Annotated in this window: 31 protein-coding genes; 16 read left to right on the forward strand and 15 right to left on the reverse strand. The window is 32.5% G+C overall.

The window, feature by feature from the left end:
* Window positions 1-30 precede the first annotated feature (30 nt).
* The 13 genes from H8K90_RS12920 to H8K90_RS12980 all read right to left on the reverse strand — a co-directional run bounded on the left by H8K90_RS12920 (window position 31) and on the right by H8K90_RS12980 (window position 12,338).
* Complete coding sequence (locus H8K90_RS12920; protein ID WP_186846404.1) at window positions 31-408, reverse strand: glyoxalase superfamily protein; 378 nt, start codon at window positions 406-408, stop codon at window positions 31-33.
* Window positions 409-477: 69 nt separating this feature from the next.
* The gene (locus tag H8K90_RS12925; RefSeq protein ID WP_186846405.1) at window positions 478-2,004 is read right to left on the reverse strand and encodes a carboxypeptidase-like regulatory domain-containing protein; all 1,527 of its coding nucleotides are present in this window, start codon (window positions 2,002-2,004) and stop codon (window positions 478-480) included.
* Window positions 2,005-2,024: 20 nt separating this feature from the next.
* Window positions 2,025-2,594 carry a hypothetical protein gene (locus tag H8K90_RS12930; RefSeq protein WP_186846406.1) on the reverse strand — a complete coding sequence of 190 codons (570 nt, stop codon included), beginning with the start codon at window positions 2,592-2,594 and terminating at the stop codon, window positions 2,025-2,027.
* The gene (locus H8K90_RS12935) at window positions 2,591-2,881 is read right to left on the reverse strand and encodes a hypothetical protein (protein WP_186846407.1); all 291 of its coding nucleotides are present in this window, start codon (window positions 2,879-2,881) and stop codon (window positions 2,591-2,593) included. Before H8K90_RS12935 ends, H8K90_RS12930 begins: the two co-directional genes overlap by 4 nt.
* Before the next feature lie 9 nt (window positions 2,882-2,890).
* Window positions 2,891-4,312, reverse strand: a complete 1,422-nt coding sequence (locus H8K90_RS12940) for a M20/M25/M40 family metallo-hydrolase (RefSeq protein ID WP_186846408.1) — start codon at window positions 4,310-4,312, stop codon at window positions 2,891-2,893.
* Window positions 4,305-5,183: a PPK2 family polyphosphate kinase gene (locus tag H8K90_RS12945; protein ID WP_186846409.1), complete on the reverse strand. Its 879-nt coding sequence runs from the start codon at window positions 5,181-5,183 to the stop codon at window positions 4,305-4,307. The genes H8K90_RS12940 and H8K90_RS12945 overlap by 8 nt, the downstream gene beginning before the upstream one ends.
* A 12-nt stretch (window positions 5,184-5,195) precedes the next feature.
* On the reverse strand, window positions 5,196-6,359 hold the full coding sequence (locus tag H8K90_RS12950; RefSeq protein ID WP_186846410.1) for a sigma-54-dependent transcriptional regulator: 1,164 nt from the start codon (window positions 6,357-6,359) through the stop codon (window positions 5,196-5,198).
* Window positions 6,360-6,361: 2 nt separating this feature from the next.
* Window positions 6,362-7,249: a DUF6268 family outer membrane beta-barrel protein gene (locus H8K90_RS12955; protein WP_222611357.1), complete on the reverse strand. Its 888-nt coding sequence runs from the start codon at window positions 7,247-7,249 to the stop codon at window positions 6,362-6,364.
* A 9-nt stretch (window positions 7,250-7,258) separates the two neighbouring features.
* On the reverse strand, window positions 7,259-8,134 hold the full coding sequence (locus H8K90_RS12960) for a mechanosensitive ion channel family protein (RefSeq protein WP_315970278.1): 876 nt from the start codon (window positions 8,132-8,134) through the stop codon (window positions 7,259-7,261).
* Between the two features lie 4 nt (window positions 8,135-8,138).
* Window positions 8,139-9,452: an ABC transporter permease gene (locus H8K90_RS12965; protein ID WP_186846411.1), complete on the reverse strand. Its 1,314-nt coding sequence runs from the start codon at window positions 9,450-9,452 to the stop codon at window positions 8,139-8,141.
* Between the two features lie 3 nt (window positions 9,453-9,455).
* Entirely contained in the window at window positions 9,456-10,382 is a 927-nt protein-coding gene (locus tag H8K90_RS12970) for an ABC transporter ATP-binding protein (protein WP_186846412.1), read from the reverse strand.
* A gap of 233 nt (window positions 10,383-10,615) precedes the next feature.
* Window positions 10,616-11,731 (reverse strand): molecular chaperone DnaJ, encoded by a 1,116-nt coding sequence (gene dnaJ / locus H8K90_RS12975; protein WP_186846413.1) that lies wholly within the window; start codon window positions 11,729-11,731, stop codon window positions 10,616-10,618.
* A gap of 52 nt (window positions 11,732-11,783) precedes the next feature.
* Complete coding sequence (locus tag H8K90_RS12980) at window positions 11,784-12,338, reverse strand: nucleotide exchange factor GrpE (RefSeq protein ID WP_186846414.1); 555 nt, start codon at window positions 12,336-12,338, stop codon at window positions 11,784-11,786.
* 147 nt (window positions 12,339-12,485) lie between these two features.
* On the opposite strand from H8K90_RS12980, the gene H8K90_RS12985 reads away from it, so the two are divergent.
* On the forward strand, window positions 12,486-13,136 hold the full coding sequence (locus tag H8K90_RS12985; RefSeq protein ID WP_186846415.1) for a YceI family protein: 651 nt from the start codon (window positions 12,486-12,488) through the stop codon (window positions 13,134-13,136).
* A 62-nt stretch (window positions 13,137-13,198) separates the two neighbouring features.
* Here H8K90_RS12985 and H8K90_RS12990 read toward each other — a convergent pair whose 3' ends face one another.
* Window positions 13,199-13,384: a hypothetical protein gene (locus H8K90_RS12990; RefSeq protein WP_186846416.1), complete on the reverse strand. Its 186-nt coding sequence runs from the start codon at window positions 13,382-13,384 to the stop codon at window positions 13,199-13,201.
* A 41-nt stretch (window positions 13,385-13,425) separates the two neighbouring features.
* Between H8K90_RS12990 and H8K90_RS12995 the strand changes: the two genes are divergently transcribed.
* Window positions 13,426-13,812 carry a pyrophosphohydrolase domain-containing protein gene (locus H8K90_RS12995; protein WP_186846417.1) on the forward strand — a complete coding sequence of 129 codons (387 nt, stop codon included), beginning with the start codon at window positions 13,426-13,428 and terminating at the stop codon, window positions 13,810-13,812.
* Between the two features lie 46 nt (window positions 13,813-13,858).
* Here the strand turns inward: H8K90_RS12995 and H8K90_RS13000 are convergent, their stop codons facing one another.
* A complete protein-coding gene (locus tag H8K90_RS13000) occupies window positions 13,859-14,926 on the reverse strand; it encodes a branched-chain amino acid aminotransferase (RefSeq protein WP_186846418.1) in 1,068 nt (355 codons plus the stop codon).
* Between the two features lie 118 nt (window positions 14,927-15,044).
* Here H8K90_RS13000 and H8K90_RS13005 point away from each other — a divergent pair, with 118 nt between their 5' ends.
* The 14 genes from H8K90_RS13005 (at window position 15,045) to H8K90_RS13070 (ending at window position 24,811) form a co-directional block, all read left to right on the forward strand.
* Window positions 15,045-15,548 carry a DUF4920 domain-containing protein gene (locus tag H8K90_RS13005; protein WP_186846419.1) on the forward strand — a complete coding sequence of 168 codons (504 nt, stop codon included), beginning with the start codon at window positions 15,045-15,047 and terminating at the stop codon, window positions 15,546-15,548.
* A gap of 19 nt (window positions 15,549-15,567) precedes the next feature.
* Complete coding sequence (locus H8K90_RS13010) at window positions 15,568-15,981, forward strand: hypothetical protein (RefSeq protein WP_186846420.1); 414 nt, start codon at window positions 15,568-15,570, stop codon at window positions 15,979-15,981.
* A gap of 3 nt (window positions 15,982-15,984) precedes the next feature.
* Complete coding sequence (gene mnmD / locus H8K90_RS13015; RefSeq protein ID WP_186846421.1) at window positions 15,985-16,680, forward strand: tRNA (5-methylaminomethyl-2-thiouridine)(34)-methyltransferase MnmD; 696 nt, start codon at window positions 15,985-15,987, stop codon at window positions 16,678-16,680.
* A 294-nt stretch (window positions 16,681-16,974) separates the two neighbouring features.
* Window positions 16,975-18,156: a tryptophan synthase subunit beta gene (gene trpB / locus H8K90_RS13020; RefSeq protein ID WP_186846422.1), complete on the forward strand. Its 1,182-nt coding sequence runs from the start codon at window positions 16,975-16,977 to the stop codon at window positions 18,154-18,156.
* A gap of 88 nt (window positions 18,157-18,244) precedes the next feature.
* Complete coding sequence (gene trpA / locus H8K90_RS13025; RefSeq protein ID WP_186846423.1) at window positions 18,245-19,006, forward strand: tryptophan synthase subunit alpha; 762 nt, start codon at window positions 18,245-18,247, stop codon at window positions 19,004-19,006.
* Window positions 19,003-19,215 carry a hypothetical protein gene (locus H8K90_RS13030; protein WP_315970279.1) on the forward strand — a complete coding sequence of 71 codons (213 nt, stop codon included), beginning with the start codon at window positions 19,003-19,005 and terminating at the stop codon, window positions 19,213-19,215. Before trpA ends, H8K90_RS13030 begins: the two co-directional genes overlap by 4 nt.
* 51 nt (window positions 19,216-19,266) lie before the next feature.
* On the forward strand, window positions 19,267-19,719 hold the full coding sequence (locus H8K90_RS13035) for a tRNA (cytidine(34)-2'-O)-methyltransferase (protein ID WP_186846424.1): 453 nt from the start codon (window positions 19,267-19,269) through the stop codon (window positions 19,717-19,719).
* Window positions 19,720-19,788: 69 nt separating this feature from the next.
* Window positions 19,789-20,118, forward strand: a complete 330-nt coding sequence (locus tag H8K90_RS13040) for an EF-hand domain-containing protein (RefSeq protein ID WP_186846425.1) — start codon at window positions 19,789-19,791, stop codon at window positions 20,116-20,118.
* A gap of 137 nt (window positions 20,119-20,255) precedes the next feature.
* A complete protein-coding gene (locus tag H8K90_RS13045; protein WP_186846426.1) occupies window positions 20,256-20,624 on the forward strand; it encodes a hypothetical protein in 369 nt (122 codons plus the stop codon).
* Between the two features lie 83 nt (window positions 20,625-20,707).
* Window positions 20,708-20,884, forward strand: coding sequence for a hypothetical protein (locus tag H8K90_RS13050; protein WP_186846427.1), 177 nt, complete (start codon window positions 20,708-20,710; stop codon window positions 20,882-20,884).
* Window positions 20,885-21,181: 297 nt separating this feature from the next.
* Window positions 21,182-21,946 (forward strand): hypothetical protein, encoded by a 765-nt coding sequence (locus H8K90_RS13055; RefSeq protein WP_186846428.1) that lies wholly within the window; start codon window positions 21,182-21,184, stop codon window positions 21,944-21,946.
* A 137-nt stretch (window positions 21,947-22,083) separates the two neighbouring features.
* A complete protein-coding gene (locus H8K90_RS13060; RefSeq protein WP_186846429.1) occupies window positions 22,084-22,815 on the forward strand; it encodes an acetolactate decarboxylase in 732 nt (243 codons plus the stop codon).
* A 160-nt stretch (window positions 22,816-22,975) separates the two neighbouring features.
* Window positions 22,976-23,467 carry a hypothetical protein gene (locus H8K90_RS13065; protein ID WP_246457747.1) on the forward strand — a complete coding sequence of 164 codons (492 nt, stop codon included), beginning with the start codon at window positions 22,976-22,978 and terminating at the stop codon, window positions 23,465-23,467.
* Window positions 23,468-23,515: 48 nt separating this feature from the next.
* Complete coding sequence (locus H8K90_RS13070) at window positions 23,516-24,811, forward strand: serine hydrolase domain-containing protein (protein WP_186846430.1); 1,296 nt, start codon at window positions 23,516-23,518, stop codon at window positions 24,809-24,811.
* The last annotated feature ends 2 nt before the right edge of the window (window positions 24,812-24,813 follow it).

A 24,813-nucleotide genomic window follows, 5' to 3' on the forward strand; every position in this document is an offset into this window, starting at 1 on the left:
TAGCTCATCAAAAATTACACCAATTTTACATCATAAATCTCTGTAAAAAGTTAAGCCATTTCCATAAATATCATAAAACGCAAACTCTTTAGTGCCCCAAGATGTTTCTTTTAAAGACGTTTGCTCATGAAAAATAGCCTGAGTTTTATACTCAATATACAATGCTTCAATATTTTCTACATAAATACGCAACATTGGTCGGTCTAAACCAATAATCCACTCTTGCTCATGGTGCCATTGCAAATGAACTTCAATTCCGTCTCTTTTTATTCCAGCATAACCTTTATCGCTTGTAGTATCAGTAAACGCTAGTCTAAAACCTAGTTTATTTATATAATAATCTACTGCTTTGGTTACATCCTTAACTGGTAATATTGGATGAATTTGTTTTAAATAACCAGATTTCATTTCTTCAAAAATTAATCTTTATAAATGTAACAATTTAATTAAAATTCTTAGCCATAGAACCAACTATACTTAGTTATCTGTAGTTTTTAATGGTGAATTAAGCCAATAGTCTTCGGCATTAAAGTCATTTATAAATGCTTCTTTTAAGGACTTAGCCTTATCAACATATTTTAGATTTGAGTTTGAAGGGTTATTTAAAAATACACGCTGTATAAACATTTCTCTAAATTGGTAGCCTTTCACTTTAGATTTTTCCATCTTAAATCCTAGAAGATCTTGAAAATTTTTAAGTTTAATACTAAACAAGGCTTTATCTGCTATATTTTGTGCATTCAAAAAATCTGAAACCTCCTTCTTAAACTTTACTTCAACGGTTGTAGGTGTTATAAAATTTAGTCTATAAGTTGGTAACTTTTCATCCTTATAAGAGAGTTTTACATTACTTGTTTTTTCAATGGACTTTACGTCTAAGGCTCTATTAAAGGACATAATAAACGAACGTTTAGCTTTGTCGTAACTATAACTTTCAATCTTAAGAGCATTATTTTCTGTGATAAAAAAATTATTATTAAACGTTATATAGTTGAGATACATTTTATCATTCTCTTGGCGTTTATATTCTAAATCAACAGTAAAAACTGAATTCTTCAATAACTCAGAATATAACTTATAATCGAATCGATGTATTGCGAAATCTTCTTTAGAAATATAGATAAATCCATTTGCTTTATAGGCATATCCTGTTAAATCAGTGTGAGCTGAAAATTCAATTTTATACAGCTCTTCGTCATCTAAAAAAATAGCTCCTTTTTTATAGAATTTATGATTTTTAACAAAGTCCTTTTCAAAAATATAAACAAATGAAAAACTACCACTTTTGTAATTTCTTATGGGATTATGAATATTTAATAATGTTAACTCATTACCTATGCTAGTACCCATTTTCCCATCTTTAATCTGTTTTGTATCATTATAGATAGAATTACTTATTAAAGTGTCTCTAGTAAATTCAGTATTAAGGTCATAACTATATAATGCCGTGGTATTCAAAGGGTCGCTAATTTTATGTGTTAAAAACCCTTGATCAAAGACCTCCGCTATTCCTTCATTTAAATTAATATATTTTTCGTCAACAAATTGATAATCTCTGTAGTAAGTGATATATGAAAAAGGTTCAACAGGAAAATTATCCTTAATACTTTCAATAGCTTTCTTTACAATCTGTTTTGCAGTTAATTCCTTTTTCTTTTTAGTATCTAAAAAAACTTCACTAAGCTGTTCGGTTTTTGGATATAGAATGAGTATATGATATGATTTTTCCGTTAAAGAACTTAGTACAAAACGCTTTGTACTATAACCTATACAACTTACAACGAGTGTATCATTTTCCTTTTTATAACGAATGGGAATTCTAAAATCTCCTAGAACATTTGCTACAGTCCCACTTTTACTGTTGGCGAATCTAATTGTTGCATAAGAAACAGGTTTTTTAGTTTCTGCATTGATAACTCTAAATAGCAATTGTTGTCTTTCTTGTGATGGAGATATAAACGTCCCAAGACATATAAATACTATTGCGAGATAAAATAAGCGCATATGTTTTTAATATTAATGTCTTATTTACGCACCTTACCCGTAAAATGATTCACTTTTGGGTTAATTGGATTACCTGTAGTACGTCTATAGATTACTATTTGTCCGCAATGCCAAATCGCATCTGCAATTGGCCCATTTACTTGATTCCAAAACGGAATTTCTTGCTCTCCAAAAATGATTTTGAATTGAGAAATATCATCACTCTCTCTTAATATATCTGCGGCAGTTTTAAGGTTAGTTAATGTTTTTGCTCTCATCGCTTCATAAGACAGCTCTTCTTTACCTCTACTAGTGTTTGGCTCTTTTAAAGTTGAATTAACAATAATCTTAGACAAATCATAAATATGTTTGATGGTTGCTTCAGTAGAGCGACCTTCTTCATTGGCTTTGTATTCTAAATCTTTAACCGTTAAGCTATCACTAGCCCAATAATAACGAAAGCCTAGAGCATCAATCATACGTGCAGCCATTGTACCTGCTGTAAATTCTTCTGAATATTCTGGGATTTCGTTGTATGGTAACTTAGGTTCATCTTGTGCTAACAGCAAATTGGACAATAGTAAAGCAATAATTAAAATTAAATTTTTCATAGGTCATCTTTTTCTAAATCGAAAGTATCCTTAATCACCTTTTCTTTATTTCTAAATCTATAAATAGAACAAATTAATAGTATAAAACCTGCTATACAAATAACACCACCATTATCAACTGTTGGTTGCAGGTATCTTGCATTTACAGCTATTTCTAGTCTAAAAAACAAAAGTTTAATTAAGCCTACAATAAAAAGCACTAAACCTACACAAAGAATTAACCAGTTCAAAAATCTATTTTCTTTCCGAATTTCTTTTAATCTATGTCTATTGTCTCTTTTTTTCAATAGTTACTTTTAATCCTTTATTTCCTTAGTATTAGTAATCGTTTCAGTACCATACTTATCCATTAAAAACACTAATGCGGTCATGGTTGCTGCACCAAGTTCTAATTCGCGTTTATTAACGTGCTCAAACGTATCGTTAGCCGCATGATGATGATCGAAATAACGCTGTGAGTCTGGTCTTAAACCTGCTAACACTATATCATCACTTTTTAATGGACCAATATCTGCTCCGCTGCCACCTTTTTCGAAATAATGAATTAGATAAGGCTTAAAAAGTGGTCTCCATGCTTCAATTTTAGAAAACATTACATCACTACAATCAAAACTAAATCCTCTTGGTGTAAATCCGCCTGCATCGCTTTCTAAAGCAAACACATGTTTTTCATTTTTTGCTTTAGCAACCTCAGCATATTTTCTACCACCTCGTAGTCCATTTTCTTCGTTCATAAATAAAACAACTCTTATGCTTCGCTTTGGCGTAACGCCACTTTCTTTTAATAAACGAAGTACGTCCATGGATTGTACAACACCAGCTCCGTCATCGTGTGCACCATCTCCTAAATCCCATGAATCTAAATGACCACCAACAACAATATACTCATTAGGAAATTCGCTACCAGTTAGCTCACCAATAACATTATAAGACTCTACATCGTCAAATTGTTGGCAACTCATCTCAAAATAAAATTCTAAATTTTTATTCTTCTTAAGTGCTTCGCTCAATTTTACAGCATCATTAGTACTTATTGCTGCAGAAGGAATGCGTTGCTCTACTGGCAGATCACCATAACTCATACTGCCCGTATGCGGATAATCGTCTTGTCTAGAACTCAGTGAACGCACAATAGTACCAACGGCACCATACTTTGCCGCTTCAGCTGCACCTGCATATCGTTCTGATGAACAGCCACCATAGGCCTGAAACGTATTAATCAATTCTGGCTGTAATGCTCTATTGATAAATACAATTTTACCTTTTATTTTTTCTTCACCTAAAGCTTCTAAATCTTTATAAGTATCAACCTCTATCACCTGTGCTTTTACACCACCATTTGGTGTCGCGACAGAACCACCTAAAGCGCAAATATTTACTTTATTAATTGTTCCATTAGCTTCAATGTAGGCCATCTCTTTTTCACCTCTCACCCATTTTGGCACCATGACAGGTTGTAACCAAACTTTGTCTAAGCCTAATTTTTCTAATTCTACTTTGGTGTATTGCACAGCAAGCTCAGCGTTTGTAGAACCAGATAAACGTCCACCTATGGTATTAGATAAATAATCTAACCATTCATAACTTTTACCATTTGTAAGTGAAGTTTTATAAACAGTTTTTAAAACATCTTCATCGGATTGCGCATTTACAATTAATGAAAATGTAAAAAATATAATCAATGTTATTCTAGAAACTATTTTTAGAGATTTATTCATTTTCTAACTCTTTTTTATAAAGACCGATATTCGCTTTTTCTTTAGCAGGTAATTCTGGTTCTTTAATATCTGTATAAGCCTTTAATGTATCATATAATATCTTAGCCACAATATAGCGTGCAGTTGGTTTATCGTCCGCAGGAATATTAAACCATGGTGCATGCGGTTTTGATGTTCTATTTAATGCATCTTCATAACACTCTTGATATTTATCCCAAAGCTTACGTTCTTTTAAATCATCTGAAGAAAATTTCCATTGTTTATCTGGTCTATTGAGACGTCTTATTAATCTATTTTTTTGTTCGTCCTTAGAAAGGTTTAAAAAGAACTTAAAAACTATAGTACCATTATCGGCAATATGTTTCTCAAAATTGTTGATTTCTTGAAATCGTCTGTCCCAAAAAGCATCATTTATATCATCAACAGAGTTAATACCTGGCATGTTTTCGTACATTAAATAATTTGGGTGTACTCTTGTTACCAAGACATTTTCGTAATGTGTTCTATTAAAAATCCCGAATTTACCCCTTGCAGGTAAGGCAATATAATGTCTCCAAAGGTAATCGTGTTTTAGTTCTAATTCTGTTGGCTTTTTAAAGCTATGAGCAACAATACCTCTCACATTAAATTCTTTAAAAACTTCCCTGATTAAGCTATCCTTACCAGCTGTATCCATACCTTGAATACAAAATAAAACTGAATATTTGCCATGAGCATACATAGCATTTTGAATTTCGGCCAAATCTTCACTTACTGTTCTTAATTCTCTAACCGTTTGCTTTTTTGAAGCGTTTAAATCGTATGAGGTTGGTAGATCTTCAATTTTTATCTGAGATGAGATTTTAAAATCTTCGATATTGATTTTTTTCATAACTATACTATTTTATTTTGATGCAAAAGCTTTTACATCGCTTTCACTAACCTCATTACCGCCTAAAATTATTAAACGCTCAACAACATTTCTTAACTCACGTATATTACCTGTCCAGTCATAGTTTTGAAGCAATTTTATAGCTTTAGCTGAAAAGGATTTTTTTGCTGTGCCTTGTTCTCCCGAAATTTTACTGGTAAAGTATTCTATAAGTAACGGAATGTCTTCTCGTCTATCATTTAATGCGGGTACTTCAATTAAAATCACTGCTAATCTGTGGTATAAATCTTCACGGAACTTTCCGTCTGCAATTTCTTTTTTAAGATTTTTATTAGTCGCAGCCACAACTCTTACATTAACTTTTATATCCTTATCACTGCCTACGCGCTGTATACGACTTTCTTGTAAAGCACGTAATACTTTTGCTTGTGCAGATAAGCTCATATCACCAATTTCATCTAAAAATATAGTTCCTCCATTTGCGGCTTCAAACTTACCAGCTCTGTCTTTTGCTGCAGAAGTAAATGCTCCTTTTACATGACCAAATAATTCACTTTCAATCAATTCACTAGGAATCGCAGCGCAATTCACCTCAATCATAGGGCCTTTAGAGCGTTCACTTTTTTGGTGTAACCAATGTGCTACCAATTCTTTTCCTGTGCCATTAGGACCAGTAATAAGTACTCTTGCATCTGTTGGTGCAACTTTATCAATCATGTTTTTAATACGCTCAATACCATCACTCTCACCAACCATTTCGTAGTTTTTACTAACTTTCTTTTTTAGCATTTTGTTTTCAACCACGAGCTCTTTTCTATCTAGTGCAATACGTACTGTATTTAAAAGTCTATTTAAATCTGGTGGTTTAGATATATAATCAAAAGCACCTAAACGCATTGTATTTACTGCAGTGTCTAAATCACCATGACCAGAAATCATTACCATTGGTATTTCTGGTTTTATTTTCTTCACAGCTTCTAAGACTTCAACTCCATCCATTTTTGGCATTTTAATATCGCAAAGCACTAAATCGAAATCGTCTTTTTTAATTTTCTCAACTCCTGCTAGGCCATCTTCAGCTTCTTCAACTTGGTACGTATCACTTTCTTCCGAAAGTATTTTAACTAGAACTCGGCGAATTGCCGCTTCATCTTCTATTATTAATATTTTTGGCATATTTATATTTTAAATTTTAATCCAGATCTTAAGTAAAAGGTATTTACATCGTTTAACTTAAAGACTTCGTCTCTATTATCGTTTCGTAAAACATTATTTAGTCTAAAGGTATAACCAGTGTATATATACGCTACTAAATTTTTAGTAAAACAATATTCGTACCCAAGTCCTCCTACCGCTAAAGATAAAGATATATTATCTATTTGCTTTCCATTTATTTGTTGTGGTCTTTGTAGGTGAGCAAAGTAACCATCTAAAGATACGAAGGTTTGAAGCATACTTTTATCTGTAAAGAAATATTTGAGATTAGATTTAGGTACACCAGCAGAAAACGACCATTTATCATTTACTCGTCTATAGTAACTTACAAAAGGTAAAGGAAATGGTAATCCTGTCGTAGTATTGTATGTAAGTCCTAGTATTAAACGGTATGGCTTCTTAGCACTTTCGTCTTTTGTTCTATCATTAATAGCATAAAATCCACCATTTAAAAAAACATCTTCGGAAGTTAATTTTTCTGTTAAGGTAGAAGCTATTCTTGGATTAAACTTTAGTCCAAGTCTCCACTTTTCGCTTGTTTTAAAAGTGTAAGCAACATTAAGGTCTATGATATTAATCGTCTCTAATAAAGATTTATCAAATGGGTATTCATCTTCTAAATTGAGAATAATTCTGTTGTACTCAGCTCCAATAATTAAGTAACAGTCTTCACTAGTTTTTATGGGATAATTTACTAACGCTCTTAGCCTTGTGTATTGATCTTCAGACTCACTTTTTGGGACAAAAGAATACTCTAATCTGGCTAAATCTGTTAGCTGAGCTTCTACAAAATGTACACTAAATAATGTAATTACTATTATAGATATGCATCTCGAAAAGCTTAAAGTCATATAAGAATTTTATTTTTGAATAATATGTACATCGCGTTGCGGAAAAGGAATAGTGATATTATTCACTCTAAATAGTCGCTCAATTTCAAAACGAATATCACTTTTTGGAAATTGGGCTTTAAAACTATCTGCAAGCGTAAATACGATTTTAAAATTTAAGGAACTATCACCAAAATCAGTAAAAAGAACTGTTGGTTCTGGAATGCTAATTACAGCTTCGTGTGTACTTGCGGCCTGTAACAACAACTTTTTTACTAACGCCACATCACTTCCATATGCAACGCCAACGGATACACTTTCTCTAGTTAACGTTCCGTTTTGTGTCCAATTGTATAAAGAATTAGTTAAATATAAATGGTTAGGGATTACTAATACTTTGTTATCAATAGTAACTGCTCTTGTTGTTCTTAATTTAATCTCTTCTACTCTACCAACTTTACCTTCAATTTCTATAATATCACCAACATGTACCGACTGATCAATTAAAATAAACACACCCGAAATAATATCTTGAAACAAGGTTTGCAATGCCAAACCAACACCGATAAGCAAGGCTGCTGATGCTGCAAAAACTGCTGTAACATTAACTCCAACTGAATGCAGTGTAATTAGTAAAATTATAAGATAAATTAACCATCTAAAATAACCATAGACTACATTAAATTTACCTTTATCATCTTCTGGTAGATTTCTAGTAATAAGCTTTAGTACAATTCTTAAAATAATAGAAGTTATAAATATTACGGTAATAACGATTAATACATCTAATATTGATATTTTAATCTTATCGCCAAAATCTAGATTTCTTCCTAAAAACTCACTAATATTTTCCCAAATAGAGCTTTCAGTTATTTTCTCTTCTATATGTTTTAAATCTTGTATCACGACCTTAATATTTCAGCCACTTAAATAACTCTTTATAGGTAGGTTTTTTACCATACATTAAAATACCTACTCGGTAAATTTTTGCTGCGAACCATACTGCAAAAATGAAAGTTCCGATTAAAAGTAACAACGACAACCCTTGTTGCCATAATGGTACACCAAACGGAATACGCATTAACATCACTACTGGAGATGTAAATGGAATAAAAGAAAATACGGTTGAAACAGTTCCATGTGGATCTTCTATTACTGTAAATACACCAACATAAACCGCTAAAATCAGTGGCATAAGAATTGGCAACATAAACTGTTGTGTATCGGTTTCGTTATCAACCGCTGCACCAATAGCAGCATACAAAGAACTATACAACAAATAACCTCCAATAAAGAAAAATATAAATGCAATAACCAGATTAATAATAGGCAAATTACTGATCGCTGTAAATAAATTTTCTGCCATAGCCTGAGCTCCTTCAGCTTGCATGGCTTGGTTCATTAATTCTTGTTGTGGTGCGGATGCTTGGGTTAAATCTATACCAAATATTGACGACACAATTATCATTAATAAGCCTCCTAAAATTACCCAAATTGCAAATTGAGTTACACCAGCTAAAGAGGTTCCTATAATTTTGCCCATCATAAGTTGAATTGGTTTTACAGAAGAAATAATGACCTCTATAATTCGGCTTGTTTTTTCTTCTATAACACTACGCATAATCATGTTTCCGTAGATAATGATAAACATAAATAATAAGTAGCCAGCAATACCTCCAAAGGCTAATTTTACAATGTTATCTATTTTAGAACTTTTTTGTCCATCAAAACTTTCTTGAGCAATATCTATACTGGTATTAGAAGCCTCAATTTGCGCAAATGTTACACCATCTTTCTGCAGTTTCATATCTCGCAAATGCTTTTCTATTTTACGTTCTAGATTAGACATTATGGTTAAAGAAGGTGATTCTTCTGAATAAAACTTAACATTGTCGGCAAAAGCCTCTAAAGAATCTACAGCTGACACATACAATAAACCATAATCTTCTTTTTCCTTAACTAAGGCTATGGCATCTTCTAAACTTAAACCATTAAGTTTGGTATAAATAGTGTTTTCTGTATTCTGAAACACATCCTTAAAATAGCCTGTTTCGTCTAGTATAGAAATGGTACGCTCTTTATCATTATTTAATTGCGATAAATAAGCAACAACAGCGATGAGAGCAATCATTATTATTGGGCTCAAAAATGTCATTACTATGAATGATTTATTCTTTACCTTGGTGAGATATTCGCGTTTTATGATGAGTGGTAAATGATTCATTGCTTAGTTGTTTTTTACAGTTTGAATAAAAATATCGCTTGCTGAAGGAATGACTTCAACAAAATGATGCACCTCTGCTCTAGATGTTAAAAACGAAAGCAAATCATTTGATGATGTGGTATCGTTTATTTTAATGTTTAACTTAATATCATCATTTAAATTTTTAAATGTTGCAGGTAATACATCAAACTTATTTTTAATATCAGCAACTACAGCATCACTATTATTAGATTGTAAACCTACTTCGAATGTGTTGGTTTTGTATTGACGTTTTATATCATTTAACTTACCATCTAAAACCTTATTAGATTTATGAATTAGTGCTATGTGATCGCATAATTCTTCGACAGATTCCATTCTATGAGTTGAAAAGATTACTGTTGCACCTTCATCTCTTAATTGTAGAATTTCATCTTTAATTAAATTGGCATTGATTGGATCGAAACCAGAAAACGGTTCATCAAAAATTAATAGTTTTGGCTTATGCAACACAGTAACTACAAACTGTATTTTTTGTGCCTGCCCTTTACTTAATTCCTGAATTTTCTTATTCCACCAATCTCCTATCTCTAGTTTATCGAACCAGTATTTTAATCTACTTTTAGCTTCAGATTTGCTTAGACCTTTTAATTGCGCCAAATACAAACACTGTTCTCCTACTTTCATAGACTTATACAAACCACGCTCTTCTGGCAAATAGCCAATATCTTTAATATGCTCTGGTTTTAATGGTTGTCCATCTAACAAAACAGAGCCTTCATCTGGCATTGTAATTTGATTAATAATACGAATCAAAGTGGTTTTTCCTGCACCATTTGGGCCTAGTAATCCAAAAATACTGCCTTTGGGTACAGCAATAGATACTTGATTTAGTGCTCTAAAATTCCCGAAGTTTTTTGAAACGGAATTAGCAACTAATAAGTCATTCATATATAGCTATTTTTTTTAAGTAAGGTTATTAGGTAAATATATTAAATGTTGTAGAGTTTTAAAGAATAATCGAACACTTATTATTCGCTATTTTTAAGATGGTGGTATAAAAAACAAAACCCACCCTTATGGTTAGATAAGGATGGGAAAAAATTGCTATGAAAAAGAAAAATTACCGCTAATTAGCATTAGCGATAACTCAAAGATACTATTTTTTATGAATTAGACGCTTTTTATGAAAACATATCTTTTACTTTTTCAAAAAAAGATTTATCCGAGCTTTCTGGCTTAGGTACAAAATGTTCGTCTTCTTTCATGCTTTCAAAAAACTCTTTTTGCTTTTTACTTAAAGTCTTTGGTGTCCATACATTTACATGTACAAGTAGGTCACCTTTACCATATCCATTGATACTAGGAATACCCTTTCCTCGAAGTCTTAATATTTTACCAGACTGAACTCCAGCTTCAATTTTAATTCTCACTTTTCCGGTTACGGTATCAATTTCTTTAGAGGTTCCTAATACTGCGTCTGGTAAACTTACATACATATCGTAATGCAGATTATCTCCTTCTCGCTTTAAGGTTGGATGATCTTCCTCTTGTATAGCTACTAATAAATCACCAGCAATACCATTACCAGGTGCATCGTTACCTTTACTTGTTACTTTTAACTGCATACCATCTACAACACCTGCTGGTATTTTAACAGATACTGTTTCTTCAGATACTTTTAAGCCTTGTGCATCTGCATCTGCCGGTTTTTTGTCTATTATTTGACCAGCCCCTGAACACGTCGGACAAGTAGTTGCAGTTTGCATTCTTCCTAAGATAGTATTTGTAACTCTAGTAACCTGACCTGCTCCATTACACGTATCACACGTTTTATAAGTAGTACCAGGTGCTTGTATCTTTCGCTTTACTTTTATCTTCTTTTCAACTCCGTTAGCAACCTCTTCTAAAGTTAACTTAACACGTATACGAAGGTTACTCCCTTTAACCACACGTTGTCTTCCGCCTCCGCCAAAGCCGCTAAATCCGCCTCCGCCAAAAGCTCCCCCAAAAATATCGCCAAACTGACTGAATATGTCATCCATATTCATGCCACCTCCACCGAAGCCTCCTCCGCCTTCAAAGGCTTGGTGACCAAATTGGTCGTAACGTGCTTTTTTATCAGCATTACTCAAAACCTCATAAGCTTCAGCAGCTTTTTTAAATTTCTCTTCTGCTTCTTTATTATCTGGGTTTTTATCCGGATGATATTTTAAAGCCATCTTTCGATACGCTTTTTTTATCTCAGCTTCAGACGCACCTTTACTTATTCCTAATATATCGTAATAATCTTCTTTCATAGAATGATTTATTATTCGTTTCCAATACTCTGGAAAACACTTTTATATAATTTTATTGTCCGATAACCACTTTAGGGAAACGAATTACTTTTTCACCGAGCTTATAACCTCGCTCTACCACATCGATGATTTTACCTTTTAAATCATCACTTGGCGCAGGGATTTGAGTTACAGCTTCATGATCATCTGCATTAAATACATCTCCTTGCTTTACCTCAATTTTAGATAAACCCTTTTGCTCTAGAGTATTGATTAACTTATTATAAATTAATAATACTCCTTTACGTAATTCTTCGGCCTCTTTATCCTCTTCAATATGCATTAAAGCACGTTCAAAATCATCTAATACAGGTAACATTGATACCATAACATCTTGACTGGCTGTCTTAAACAATTCTATACGCTCTTTACTAGTTCGTTTTTTGTAATTCTCAAACTCCGCAAACAAACGCATAAACTTATCCTTCTCAGCAGCTAATTGATCTTGCAATTGCTCTTCTGCAGATTTTTGTTCTTTTTGTTCTTCAACTTCAACTTCTGGTGTTGCAGTTGTTGCTCCTTCAACTTGTGGTTCTTCCACTTTTTTATTTTTATTTTTTTTACTCATTTTGAGTTTCATTTTTAAATCTTCGATTTAGAGATGGCAAAAGTACTGCCATTATTATTAAAATGTCAAAATGTCATTAACATTTTTTTACGACAGTTTAATTCTTCTAATGCTTATCTTTGCAGACTTAAAACAAAACCATTAACTATGAAAACATCTTTTTTAAAAATTTTTACTGTAATAGCTTTAGTTTCACTCGCAAGCTGTGGAGAAAAAGCGAAAGAAGCTGAAACGAAAGAAGCTGAAAAAGCTGCAGTATCAGAAAATACAGCTATTACTTATAAAGCCAATATCGATGAATCACTAATCGAGTGGAAAGGTTTTAAGCCAACTGGTTCTCATACTGGTACAATTGGGATTAAACAAGGAAAAATCAATGTAAATAACAATGCCATAGAAAGCGGTAAATTTGTAATTGACATGAGTAGTATAGCAGTTACAGATATCCCAAAAGAAGAAGAAGGGAATGCAAAATTAAAAGGCCATTTAACTAGTGCTGACTTTTTTGATGTTGAAACATACCCAATTGCAAGTTTTGAAATAACAGGAACTGAAACTGTAGATGGAAAAACAATGCTTTCTGGTAATTTAACTATGAAAGACAAAACAAATAACATCAGTATTCCTGTGAGTACAGAAATGAAAGATGGCACAATGATTTTAACTAGCGAAACTTTTACTATTGATCGTTCTAAGTGGAATGTTGAATATGGCTCTAAATCCTTTTTCGATAATTTAGGTGATAAATTTATCAATGATGATATTGAATTGAAAGTTACTTTGGTAGCCAACAAATAAAATATAGTCTAACATACATAAAGAAGAGTGGTTGTTTTTTTTAACAACTGCTCTTTTTTTTTTTACATAAAAATGAATTTAACCGCAGCAATCATAGCTATAAAACCTATAAAAGCTATAAGTACCCAAACTGTTCCCTTGTAGTGCTTTTTATGAAGACGAAGATCTTTACGGTATTGATAGCCAATAATTACAGCGAAGGCAATAAAAAATAATAATCCAAAAATCAATTGACCGTTACTAAACATCTTCTTATTTTTATGCAAAAATAAGGATTAAAACTACAACTATGCAAGATAAAATCAATGCTGTAAAAGCGTTTCATACCGCATTTAAAATTGGTCACAGAGAAACTCCAAAAGCAGACTTAGGAATAGACAAAAATATGTTGCGTTACAAGTTAATGCGCGAAGAGAATGAAGAATATTTAGAAGCAGCAAATGCAAATGATTTAGTAGAAGTTGCTGATGCTTTGGGCGACATGCTATACATTTTGTGCGGAACAATAATTGAACATGGCATGCAACACAAAATTGAAGAAGTCTTTGAGGAAATTCAACGCAGTAATATGAGTAAATTAGGTGAGAATGGAGAACCTATTTACAGAGAAGATGGTAAAGTTTTAAAAGGACCTAACTATTTTAAACCTCATATTAAAGAAATTTTAGAAAAGTAAATTTGAATTGTAATATGGCGAAGTTATTTAGAACTTCACCTTTATTCTAGCATACTTTTACTCTCCAACCAAAAGCATCATCAGTTTGGTTTGTTTGTATATCTGTAATACGCTTTTTCAATAATTCACCATAAGTATTCTCTAATTCTGGCAATTCGTAATCTTTATTTTTATAACCAAAACCAGAAATTGGTGAAATAACAGCAGCTGTACCAGCACCAAAAAGCTCTTTAAGACTTCCGTTTTCTGACGCTTCAATAAGCTCTGACACTTTTATCTTTCTTACTTCTGTAGTTATGCCTTCCGCTTCAGCAATAGCTAAAATACTTTTTCGTGTAATACCATCTAAAATTCTATCGCTTGTTGGTACAGTTAGTAAAGTATCGTTAATTCTAACAAATATATTCATGGCACCAGCTTCTTCAATATACTCGTGTGTATTGTCATCGGTCCAAATCACTTGCTGATAGCCTTTATCTTTAGCTAACTGAGTTGGGTAAAATTGTCCAGCATAGTTACCTCCGGCTTTAGCAAAACCAACACCACCATTTGCTGATCGCGAATAATGCTCTTCTATAAGAACTTTTACCTTTCCAGAAAAATAAGCTCCAGAAGGAGCACATGCTATAATAAATTTATAAGAATCTGCAGGTGAAGCATGAAAACCTTTACCTGTAGCAAACATAAAAGGACGAATGTATAACGCACTACCTTTAGCGCTAGGAATCCAATCTTTTTCAACTTTTAAGAGCTCCTTTAAACCATCCATAAAATACGCTTCTGGTATTTCGGGCATTGCTAAACGCTTAGCTGAAATATTCATTCGCTTTATATTGTCCATTGGCCTAAACAAAAATACACTACCTTCTTCATCTTTGTAGGCTTTCATACCTTCAAAAATCGATTGTCCATAATGAAAAATTTTAGCTGATGGCTCTAAAGTAATTGGCTGATATGGTACTATTTTTGGCGTTTGCCATTTTCCATCTTCATAATCACAAACAAACATATGGTCCGAAAACACACTTCCAAAGTTTAAGTTACTAAAATCGACACTGTTAATTCTAGATGCTTTAGTTTTCTCAACTATGATATTTTCTGTATGAATAGCCATAATTACTTATAATTTTATTGTCAAAAATACACAATCGTAAGCGTTAAAAAAAGCTAATATTCCCTTTAATTGTGTAAATTTGTAATTCAATAATTATTCAAATCAAAAAATATCAATAATGAAAAAATTATTATTATTCATAGCAATTAGTTTAATCGTAGTTTCTTGTAAAAACGAAAAAGAAACTGCTGAAAACAAAGTGAATGAAGCAAAACAAGAGATTGCGTACGCTTCTTTCGGAATGGAAATAAATGACACTGATGCACTAACATCTGAGCGCATGATGGAACATTATAAAGGATTAAAATCTGGCGATACAATACCAGCTAAAATGAAAGCTAAAATTGTAGAAGTTTGTTCTAAAAAAGGTTGTTGGATGACTTTAGATATGGATGGTGAAAATGAAGTTATGGTAAAATTTAAAGACTACGGCTTCTTTATGCCATTAGATGCAAAAGGTGATGTTGTTGTTAACGGAAAAGCATTTGTTACAGAAACTCCGGTAGAAGAATTAAGACATTATGCAGAAGATGCAGGCAAATCTAAAGAAGAAATTGAAGCCATTACAGAGCCTAAATTAGAATATCGTTTTGAAGCCGATGGTGTTTTACTTAAAGAATAAAGTTACAGTTCTTTTTTTCTTGTTAGTACTACTTTTAAGCAGTTGTAAAAACGACGAAAAACCAGAAGATAAACCTATCAAGAAAGTTGAATACACCATGTATCAACCTTCTGAAATGGCCAACTTTATGAATGCAATGTATGCCTACAACTTACAGATAAAAAATCAAATTATTGCAGGAGAAACACCTATCTCTATGCCTTTAGACTTAATGCAATTACATTCTGCGGAAATGACTAAAGGAAAAGACAGAACTCATGTATGGAATAGCTTTGTAAACGTTTTTATAAAATCACAGCAAACAATTGCAGACACGCTTTCTAATGTTGAATTGAAAGCACGATATAACAATGCTATTAATAATTGTTTAGCTTGTCATAAAACGGAATGCGTAGGACCAATTCCAAAGATTAAAAAACTATTGATTCAATAGCCATTGAGACGAAAAATAATCACCACTTCAGATGGTTCTAAAACCATACATATAGAAGATTGGGATGAACATTATCATTCCATCCATGGTGCCATACAAGAAGCAAATCATGTATTTTTAAAACATGGTTTGCTTTTTTATTACAATACATTTCATTCTGAGAAAAGAGAAGAATCTTTTTTAGTAAATATCTTAGAAATTGGGTTTGGTACAGGACTCAACACCTTTTTAACTTTAATTGAAGCCGAAAAACTAAACCTAAATATTAGTTATACAGGTGTAGAAGCCTATCCTGTTGAAGCAGAAGAAGTAAAAGCGCTTAATTATGTAGAGCTCATTTCTCAAAAACATGCAACAGTTTTTCAAGATATACATGCGACTTCATGGGAAAAAGAATATCACATAACGTCTAGTTTTATATTAGAAAAACAACAAAAGTTCTTTGAAGACATAGATGCAGAAGATACATTCAATATCATTTATTTTGATGCTTTTGGAGCGCGTGTTCAACCCAATTTATGGACAGAAGCTATCTTTAAAATAATGTATAAAGCACTGAAAAAAAATGGCGTTTTAGTCACCTATTCTGCAAAAGGCAGTGTAAGACGTGCTATGCAAGCTGTTGGTTTTACAGTAGAGCGACTTCCTGGTCCTCCTGGCAAACGTGAAATGTTACGAGCGCGCAAAATGTGCTCGTAACATTCAACGAACGTAGTGAGTTAAATGTTGAGAGTAAGGCAACATTCAACGCGTATAGCGAGTTAAATGTTTAGAGAAACGAAACATTCAGCGAAATGAAATGAACTAAATGTTGAGATTGACAAAACATTCAGTTATTAAAGAAAGCTGAATGCTTAGAAAAAAGCACCAAACTTTAAAATATAAATATCGCAATTAAACCCAACTATTTTTGATTAAAACAAACCTCATTCTCATTTCAGTTTACCTCATAATTCCTTAACTTGCATTGCTATTGAAAACAGGAAAATTATTATGAGTTATAACATCAGCGAAAAAGGATATTATGGAGAGTTTGGTGGAGCGTATATTCCAGAAATGCTCTATCCTAATGTAGAAGAATTACGCCAAAACTATCTTAAGATTATGGCAGAGCCTTCGTTTCAAGAAGAGTTTCATGCTTTATTAAAAGATTATGTTGGCCGTCCTACTCCACTCTATTTTGCAAAACGCCTTTCAGAAAAATACAATACTAAGATTTATCTAAAACGCGAAGATTTAAACCATACTGGTGCGCATAAAATCAATAATACAATTGGGCAAATCCTAATGGCTAAACGCTTAGGTAAAAACAGAATTATTGCAGAAACTGGTGCTGGACAACACGGAGTAGCTACTGCAACGGTATGTGCGCTCATGGGTATTGAGTGTATTGTTTATATGGGAGAAATTGATATTGCGCGCCAAGCACCAAATGTAGCTCGTATGAAAATGTTAGGAGCAACGGTTATCCCTGCACTTTCTGGTAGTCGTACCTTAAAAGATGCTACAAATGAAGCCATTAGAGATTGGATTAACAATCCTGTAGATACACATTATATTATTGGAAGTGTAGTTGGTCCTCATCCATATCCAGATATGGTGGCTAAGTTTCAAGCTGTAGTTTCAGAAGAAATTAAAAGCCAACTATTAGAAAAAGAAGGTACTGAAAATCCGGATTATTTAATTGCCTGTGTTGGTGGTGGCAGTAATGCTGCCGGAACTTATTATCATTATTTAGACAATGAAGATGTAAATATTATTGCTGTAGAAGCTGCAGGCTTGGGTGTAGATTCGGGTGAAAGTGCTGCTACCTCAGTTTTAGGAAAAGAAGGTATCATTCACGGTAGCAAAACCTTGTTAATGCAAACAAATGATGGACAAATTACAGAACCGTATTCTATTTCTGCCGGATTAGATTATCCTGGAGTTGGACCAATGCATGCAAATCTCTATAAAACTGGTCGCGCGGAGTTTATTGCAATTACTGATAAAGATGCCATGACTTCTGGATTAGAGTTGTGTAAATTAGAAGGTATCATTCCGGCTATAGAAAGCTCTCACGCATTAGCCGTTTTTGAACATAAAACATTTCAACCAGATGATATTGTAGTACTTAATTTATCTGGTCGAGGAGATAAAGATTTACAAAATTATATTGATTATTTTAAACTTTAAAAAGACCTAAAGAAACAAGAAAAAAGAGAAAGGACCCATTCTTAAAATAGTCTAAACTCTTTATTCTACTTTCTATTTTCTCAAAAATATGAACAGAATAAACAAAAAATTACAAGAAGAGAAAAAGCTCTTATCTATATATTTTACAGCCGGTTATCCTAATATAGACGATACCGTTTCTACCATTAAAAACTTAGAAGAAAGTGGTGTAGATATGATTGAAATAGGATTACCTTTTAGTGATCCTTTAGCAGATGGACCAACTATACAAGCCAGCTCTACCAAAGCATTACAAAATGGTATGACGTCAGAGTTGTTGTTTGAACAGTTAAAAGATATCAGATCATCTGTTTCTATTCCATTAATTATAATGGGTTACTTTAATCCTATGTTGCAATTTGGTGTTGAGGCATTTTGTAAAAAATGTCAAGAAGTTGGTATCGATGGTCTTATCATTCCAGACTTACCAGTAGACGTTTATAATGATGACTATAGAGCCATTTTTGAAAAACATGGTCTAATCAACGTATTTTTAATTACACCACAAACCTCAGACGAACGAATTAATTATATAGATTCAGTCTCAAATGGATTTATCTATATGGTGAGTTCTGCTAGTACAACAGGCGCAAAAGCTGGTTTTGGCGATGCACAAACCTCTTATTTTGAGCGTATTGCCAACATGAAACTTAAAAACCCTCAAATAGTTGGCTTCGGAATCTCTAATAACGACACCTTTACTCAGGCAACCAAGTATGCCAAAGGTGCTATTATTGGTTCTGCTTTTGTTAAGCATGTCACTGAACACGGAGTAAATTCTATTCATAAATTTGTTGATAGTATATTGTGAAAGTCTTAAACGATTGGAGGCTAATTATTCTGCTTTGCTTAACCTTGGGTTTGGCTCCATTTTTTCCAGAACCTCATCTTTTTGGAAAAATACGATGGATAAGTGGAGGTGCAAATGGCATGGAACCAAAAGATTATTTTGATGTTCTAATGCATGGTTTTCCTTTTGTATTATTAATAAGATTACTCATTTTAAAACTAAAAAAGTAAGAATCTAAATTATACTCAGAAGAAGAGTTTAGTAAAACAAGCAAATACAAGATGGCATTAAACATCGTTCTCATAGAACCCGAAATCCCAAACAATACGGGCAATATTGGTCGATTAGCTTTGGCTACAGGTTCTCGATTACATTTAGTAAAACCTTTTGGTTTTGAGATCGATGATAAACGACTAAAACGTGCCGGCTTAGATTATTGGCAACACTTAGAAGTAATTTATTACGATACTATAAATGACTTCTTTACTCAAAACAATAACGCCAAAATGGTATTCTTATCTAGTCATGGTACTAAATCTCATTGGGATATTGAGTTCGTAAATAATATGTTCTTAGTTTTTGGCAAAGAATCTGTGGGTTTACCAAAACCATTACTTAAAAAATATAACGACCAACTTTTTAAGATTCCACTTTATAACAAAGCCATTAGAAGCCTAAATTTAGCCAACGCAGTAAGTATAATTGTATATGAAGGTTTACGACAATTAGAATAAAATTGTGCATATTAACGCTTTTTCACTTATATTGCTCTAAATTTACGTTTAACACCAAATCTTAAAATTATGATTACCAAGACATTAAAAGCAGGTTTTTTTATAATTGCTATAGGTTCATTTTCATTTGTAGGTGCGCAAGATACGCTAAGTGCAAATAAAGAAGATACATCTAAAAAAATGTTTAAACACCTCGATATTAATGAGGATAACAAAATTACTTTAGAAGAATTTAAAAAAATGCGCATAAAAGATCCTGCTAAAGCCGCACAAGTTGAAAAGCGTTTTGCTCGAATGGATACCAACAATAATGGATCTGTAGATAAAGCAGAATTTAGAGCTTTTTATGAAGGTACTTCTCAAAGAAGAACAGAGAAAACTAATGCAAAGAAAGGCTAATTATAGTCATTCTTTTTCTATACAAAATAAAAATCCTCTAGCATCCTAGAGGATTTTTTATATACATTTATTACCATAGTACTGCAAAGATAGCTCTAGCTCTAAAACAATGAGCGCGTTATTTAGTATCTTTGAGTATGAAACGCATAACACATAAAAACGTCTTATTTGTAAGTCTTTCGCTTATCTTAAGCTTAGTTGCGTATACAAATGTTGACAACCGTTTGCCTGTAGAGGCTGTAAAAACAGCTTTAGTTGTTAATGAACCTAGTTTTAAAACCCAATTTTCTTTAGCATATCACAAAGCCATTACCCTTGTATTTATTGACAATGCTAGGTTTGCAGCATTTAATTTTTCACAGTTTCGTAAGGAATTTACAACAAAAGCCAATACAGCTTTTAAAACCTATACATACCACACGCTTAGTCTTAGAGCAACTCAACTACACACCAAGCTCTACAGCTATGCTGCACGCCAAACTCTTTATAATAATAGTATATCCTAGTTTTTAAATAGCTTTAACTAGCTATACCACAATCTAGTAACAACAGCGTCTCTATACCTAGAGATGCCATACATTATTATTCAATGAAAATTAAAAAAACCTTAAGGTTTACGGCCTTAATATTTATGATTGTTTTGGCTTGTTTGGTACCATTTCCTTTAAAATTTTCATCTAAGGACAATCTACCCAAAAACCTCATAGAACATATAGATATAAAAGAAGACGATGAGAACGAAGACCAGCTTAAAGAGATCTTTTAAAAGTATTACCTCACAAATTAGGCTTTAGAATCGTTGCCCTTTTTTCATAAAATATATGTAAAGTTACGTATAATAAAGTGCGATGAATTTTGTAGTTTTATAACGGATGAGACACAAATAAACAAACGGTTATCTCGAGTTATTTGCGGGACATCATATGGTTTGGTTTAGATAAATCATTTTATGCACATTCTAGAGAAATACATAAGGTTTTTATTCAATTCGCGTTTCAAAATTAGATATCAAAACAAAGTAATTAATCATAAAATAATTCGTTTACAACCTCTTCTTTAAAAAATGAAAAATAAAATTTTAACAATATTATGTTTAGTTATAAGTCTAACTGTATTTGGACAAGCATCTAATGATTGTTATGAAATAAAGTATTTGGACTTTTTTGGTTTAGACAACACGGAAATTATAAAATGGCCTGAATCTCAACTTAACGGACTATTGAAAATGGATTTCAGCAATGATAAAGGACAATCTGAAATTAAAACCAACTTCATAATTCCGATGATTGTATATCAATTAAAGGAATATCATCCTAATTGTAATAAAGACATTGATACGAGTTATTTTGATAAAATTTCAGAAATCTATCTAAAAATTAGAGGCATTGATTCAACCGATTTTCTAAAAAAATCAATTGCCGATAAAATTGACTTCTTACGCTCTGACTTCTATGCTCAAGTTGAAAATGTGGCTTATTTGCCTAAAATGACAGCAACTTTCGATGATGGCCCTTTTTATGGATTTGACTACAACGCGCAATCTGAATTAAAACCAACTAAAACACAGAAAACCGAATTTGGGACTTTAGTTGTTTCAAAAGCTAATGATAAAACCATACTTACAAGCAAAGACAAAACCGGAACTATTATTTGGCAAAAGGCAATTACAGGATTATCAGACAGAAATTTAACCGAATTACATTTCGCCATTGACCCAATAGAATATAATTCCGTTGCTACAGTTGTCCATATGTATTCGGAAGGAGAAAGATTTACACTATATTTAAAAAGCGATGGAAGTTTTATGTATTACTTTCATTCTTGGTGATAAAACAATAAAAACGTTGCATAGCAATGGCCAGAGTCCGTTGTATACATCTAAAAATAAACGCAGAAATAGCATCGAATCTTACAAGTTTATAAAACACTAGTTTCTGAAAATGTTTAAAAACGCATAAATAAAAAATGAACATAAAACAATTAGCATTCGGACTTCTAACTATTGGATTGATAAGTTGTAATTTAAAATCTAAAGAAAACAAACCTGTAGAAACACACACCTATCCTAACATAAAAATTGTTGGCGCCATGAAAAATGTGATGTGGAAGGGCGAACTAAGTAATAGTATTAATCTTGATACTATCTCTGATAAAAATGGGCTTTATGGACTAGGACCTGTGAGTTATTTAAAAGGAGAATTACTTATCAATAACGGAAATAGCTATGTCTCTGAAGTTACTTCAGATTCAACAATGACAGTTAAAAAGACATTTAAAGCGTCTGCACCTTTCTTTGTATATAGCAATGTAACCGAATGGACCGAAATAGAATTGCCTACTAATTTAAAAACCATTAAAGATTTAGAAAAATTTATTGACGACAAAACATCTCATTTTATAAGACCTTTTACATTTAAAATAATCGGAAAGGTTTCAAGTGCAACCATACATATTCAGAATTTACCCGAAGGCTCCATAGTAACATCTCCTGCAGAGGCACATAAAGGCCAAACAAATTACACTATAGAAAATGAAAATGTCGAAATAGTTGGCTTTTTCTCAACTGAACACAAAGGAATTTTTACACATCACGACTCATTTTTACATATGCATTTAATTACAAAAGATGAAAGCAAAATGGGCCATTTAGATGCACTTAAAATTGGGACAATGAAATTGTATTTACCAAAAAAATAAAGCAACCTTCCATAACTTGTATAAGTAAGTAAATGGTTATGCCATAGTTATCATAATTATTCGTAATTTTCTAATGATTAGATTTCTTTAACTAATTTTAAGCTAATCACAGTAGCAAATTACAAACAACTATTTGCTACGTAATTATAAAAACACCATAATGAAAAATATTGCTATTTTGTTTTTAACCATGGGACTATTTGGTAATTTATTTGGTCAATCAGAAAAGAAAGATTCTAATTCTACAGACAACCAAGAACTTAGAATGGAATATAATGTGATGACCAATATTTCTTTAGAAACACTTAAGAAATATAAAAATGAAAAACGATACAAGAAAATCGAGGAAGGTATTTACATGGATTTAAAAGATGAAGACGACGCCAAATATAGAATGACCATATCTTATGAGTTAGTAGCGAATGAAACCAACAATCAATATCCTTTAGAAGATATTTTAGACAAGTATTTAATGTACGTTTCGGATTTCTTAGCATCTAAAAACAAGGCAAATTCTAATACATTTATCTTTGAATTTGGCGGTTATCTCGATGAGATGATAAAAGCTAAAGAGATTATTGGCAAAAAAGTGTTCAATCGAGATATTAAAGGAGAGGATGGTAAAATATATACAGAATTAATCATTGAGTAAAAGCAACATAACAAATACCATCTAAAAATTAACATAACCACAACCAAAATGAAATACACTAACCTAATTCTCACACTTTTTGCTTTTCTACTTTTTAACTCTTGTAAAAAGGAAATTAAAGAGACAGTTGTTTTAGAAAAATTTCCAATAGCAAATCCTAGTGATGTAGGTATGGTGACAGACAGCCTTGCTCAAATTGATGATATGGTAAAAAGTTATGTCGATGCTAATAAATATTCTGGCGCAGTAACTTTAATAGCCAAAAATGGCAAAATTATTTATGAATCGGCAGTTGGTTGGTCGGATTCTGCAAGAACTGAACCTTATAGAAAAGACCATTTATTTAGAATGGCATCTATGACCAAACCATTAACATCAGTAGCAGCAATGCAACTTATTGAAGCCGGTAAACTTCAATTAGATGATCCAATTGGCAACTATATTCCTTCTTTTAATGAGACAGAAGTTTTAAACAGTTTTAATGCAGCAGACACAACTTGGACGAGTAAGCCATCAAACAGAAAACCAACCATAAGACACCTGTTAACACATACAGCTGGTGTACCTTATGGTTTTATGAATCCTCCCGTAAACGGAGCTATTTTAGCGAAAAACAATATTCCGGATTTAAGTACTTATCTACCAATTACTATTGAAGAAACTGCTCATAAATTAGGTAATCTACCTTTGGTGCACCAACCTGGTGAAAAATGGGTATATGGACTAAACACAGATGTTTTAGGTCGTGTAATAGAAGTTGTTTCAGGGCAAAAATTAGGTGATTATATCCGCGAACACATTACAAAACCTTTAGAGATAGAAAAGCTCGATTTCTACTTTAATGATTCTCTAACCAAGGATTTAACTAAAGTATTTGTACCTGGACAAAATGGGGAAATCAAACAAGTATCAAAAATGGGGAAATTCTATATTGCAGACTACCCTACACAAGGCGCTAAAACTTATTTGTCTGGTGGAAGTGGTATGACAGGTACTGCGCGCGATTATTTTCTATTTTGCCAAGCGATGCTAAATGATGGTATTCTTAATGGTCATCGTATTTTGAAAGCTGAAACCGCAAAATCTATGCACCAGAATCAGATTGACACTATTACTTACCCATGGGGAAAATCAAAATTCGGTTTTGGGTTTGATGTTGCTAATGAGCATCCTAGGCGACCAAACGGAACGTATAGCTGGAGTGGAGCTTTTAGCACAGTGTTCTGGATAGACCCAGTGAATGAATTGATTGTTATTCAACTAAGACAAGTGCTTCAATCTCCTTACAACAACGAGATTAATTCAAAATTAGAAAAGATTGTATATGGTGCATTAGGTGAATAGAT

Source organism: Winogradskyella echinorum (assembly GCF_014297365.1).
In the GTDB taxonomy this organism is placed as follows: Bacteria; Bacteroidota; Bacteroidia; order Flavobacteriales; family Flavobacteriaceae; genus Winogradskyella; species Winogradskyella echinorum.

Coding starts and splice junctions, on each gene's coding strand:
- H8K90_RS12920 (WP_186846404.1), bottom strand. CDS start 408: ATGAAATCTGGTTATTTAAAACAAATTCATCCAATATTACCAGTTAAG.
- H8K90_RS12925 (WP_186846405.1), bottom strand. CDS start 2,004: ATGCGCTTATTTTATCTCGCAATAGTATTTATATGTCTTGGGACGTTT.
- H8K90_RS12930 (WP_186846406.1), bottom strand. CDS start 2,594: ATGAAAAATTTAATTTTAATTATTGCTTTACTATTGTCCAATTTGCTG.
- H8K90_RS12940 (WP_186846408.1), bottom strand. CDS start 4,312: ATGAATAAATCTCTAAAAATAGTTTCTAGAATAACATTGATTATATTT.
- H8K90_RS12945 (WP_186846409.1), bottom strand. CDS start 5,183: ATGAAAAAAATCAATATCGAAGATTTTAAAATCTCATCTCAGATAAAA.
- H8K90_RS12950 (WP_186846410.1), bottom strand. CDS start 6,359: ATGCCAAAAATATTAATAATAGAAGATGAAGCGGCAATTCGCCGAGTT.
- H8K90_RS12955 (WP_222611357.1), bottom strand. CDS start 7,249: ATGACTTTAAGCTTTTCGAGATGCATATCTATAATAGTAATTACATTA.
- H8K90_RS12965 (WP_186846411.1), bottom strand. CDS start 9,452: ATGAATCATTTACCACTCATCATAAAACGCGAATATCTCACCAAGGTA.
- H8K90_RS12970 (WP_186846412.1), bottom strand. CDS start 10,382: ATGAATGACTTATTAGTTGCTAATTCCGTTTCAAAAAACTTCGGGAAT.
- dnaJ (WP_186846413.1), bottom strand. CDS start 11,731: ATGAAAGAAGATTATTACGATATATTAGGAATAAGTAAAGGTGCGTCT.
- H8K90_RS12980 (WP_186846414.1), bottom strand. CDS start 12,338: ATGAGTAAAAAAAATAAAAATAAAAAAGTGGAAGAACCACAAGTTGAA.
- H8K90_RS12985 (WP_186846415.1), top strand. CDS start 12,486: ATGAAAACATCTTTTTTAAAAATTTTTACTGTAATAGCTTTAGTTTCA.
- H8K90_RS12990 (WP_186846416.1), bottom strand. CDS start 13,384: ATGTTTAGTAACGGTCAATTGATTTTTGGATTATTATTTTTTATTGCC.
- H8K90_RS12995 (WP_186846417.1), top strand. CDS start 13,426: ATGCAAGATAAAATCAATGCTGTAAAAGCGTTTCATACCGCATTTAAA.
- H8K90_RS13000 (WP_186846418.1), bottom strand. CDS start 14,926: ATGGCTATTCATACAGAAAATATCATAGTTGAGAAAACTAAAGCATCT.
- H8K90_RS13005 (WP_186846419.1), top strand. CDS start 15,045: ATGAAAAAATTATTATTATTCATAGCAATTAGTTTAATCGTAGTTTCT.
- trpB (WP_186846422.1), top strand. CDS start 16,975: ATGAGTTATAACATCAGCGAAAAAGGATATTATGGAGAGTTTGGTGGA.
- trpA (WP_186846423.1), top strand. CDS start 18,245: ATGAACAGAATAAACAAAAAATTACAAGAAGAGAAAAAGCTCTTATCT.
- H8K90_RS13035 (WP_186846424.1), top strand. CDS start 19,267: ATGGCATTAAACATCGTTCTCATAGAACCCGAAATCCCAAACAATACG.
- H8K90_RS13040 (WP_186846425.1), top strand. CDS start 19,789: ATGATTACCAAGACATTAAAAGCAGGTTTTTTTATAATTGCTATAGGT.
- H8K90_RS13045 (WP_186846426.1), top strand. CDS start 20,256: ATGAAACGCATAACACATAAAAACGTCTTATTTGTAAGTCTTTCGCTT.
- H8K90_RS13050 (WP_186846427.1), top strand. CDS start 20,708: ATGAAAATTAAAAAAACCTTAAGGTTTACGGCCTTAATATTTATGATT.
- H8K90_RS13055 (WP_186846428.1), top strand. CDS start 21,182: ATGAAAAATAAAATTTTAACAATATTATGTTTAGTTATAAGTCTAACT.
- H8K90_RS13060 (WP_186846429.1), top strand. CDS start 22,084: ATGAACATAAAACAATTAGCATTCGGACTTCTAACTATTGGATTGATA.
- H8K90_RS13065 (WP_246457747.1), top strand. CDS start 22,976: ATGAAAAATATTGCTATTTTGTTTTTAACCATGGGACTATTTGGTAAT.
- H8K90_RS13070 (WP_186846430.1), top strand. CDS start 23,516: ATGAAATACACTAACCTAATTCTCACACTTTTTGCTTTTCTACTTTTT.